Annotated in this window: 1 protein-coding gene; it reads left to right on the top strand. The window is 72.8% G+C overall.

The features are described 5' to 3' along the window. Positions 1–218: 218 nt before the first annotated feature. Positions 219–899 (top strand): ComF family protein, encoded by a 681-nt coding sequence (locus tag WFI00_RS17740; protein ID WP_336633676.1) that lies wholly within the window; start codon positions 219–221, stop codon positions 897–899. Positions 900–1096: the final 197 nt, after the last annotated feature.

Here is a 1096-nt window from a genome sequence, read left to right as displayed (position 1 = left end):
ACAGCGCCGATGGTACTGCAGGGGGGACCCTGTGGGAGAGTAGGACACCGCCGGACTTCTTTCGAGAAATGGCCACCCACTGCTGGGTGGCCATTTCCCGTTAACACACCACTGTCGGCGCATCGCGTTCGTCTCATGGACGCTGCGCCATAGGTGCGTTGTCCACAGATCCTGTGCTGTGTCCGCTGCGGCGATCGTGCGTCTCCGATGCTGGACGAGTGGACACCGCCGGCGACTCCTCCCCGCTCCTGTCGCAGTGGCGCGCGGCCGCGCAGGCGGCGCTGGCCGTCGTGCTGCCCACGTCGTGCGCGGGGTGCGGCATCCCCGACGTTCCGCTTTGCGGCTCCTGCCGCCGAGCGATCTCTCCTCGGACCGTGCGTGCCGTGGGCATCGGCGTTCCCGTGTGCGCGGGGGTGGTCTTCGACGGCGTCGCGGCGCGTGTCCTGCGCGCGTGCAAGGAGCAGGGGGCTACCGTGCTCGTGCGTGCCCTCGCCCCCGCGCTGTCGGCTGCGGCGCGGGAGGTGCTCGCGTCGTCGTCGGGGCAGGTCGTGGTCGTCCCGGTACCGACGTCGCCGGCCACGATGCGCCGCCGCGGATTCCGTGTGGTCGAGATGCTCGCCGTGCGCGCGGGACTGCACCCCCGGCGCCTGCTGAGGGTGGCGCGCCGGTCCGCGGACCAGCGGGGGCTGGGCGTGGACGCCCGTGCGCGCAATGTCTCCGGGACGCTGCGCGTGGCCCCACTGCACCTGGCCGCCGTCGCCGGCCGCCGGGTGCTCCTCGTCGACGACGTGGTGACGACGGGCGCCACGCTGCGGGAGGCGGTGCGCGCCCTGGAAGGCGCCGGTGCGACCGTCGTGGGGGCCGCGACCGTCGCCGCCACTCCGCGGCGCTCTCCGTGACGGCGAGCTGCCGCCGCGGTCTCGCGCACGGAGCGACTGCGCACGCGAGGCGCGGATCCTCCGTGTCTCCTCAGCAGATCCTTTGACGGCTCTGCGCATTCTAGGTGGGGGTGAGGGGGTCAAGTCCGCCGGCGATCAGGAGCATGCGGAGCCGGTAGTTGTCGTAGTTGGTGAAGCCGCGGGCGATCCGGCGGGCG

It is taken from the genome of Microbacterium sp. MMO-56 (genome assembly GCF_037146215.1).
In the GTDB taxonomy this organism is placed as follows: domain Bacteria; phylum Actinomycetota; class Actinomycetes; order Actinomycetales; family Microbacteriaceae; genus Microbacterium.
This window is presented reverse-complemented; position numbering and strand designations above follow the sequence as displayed.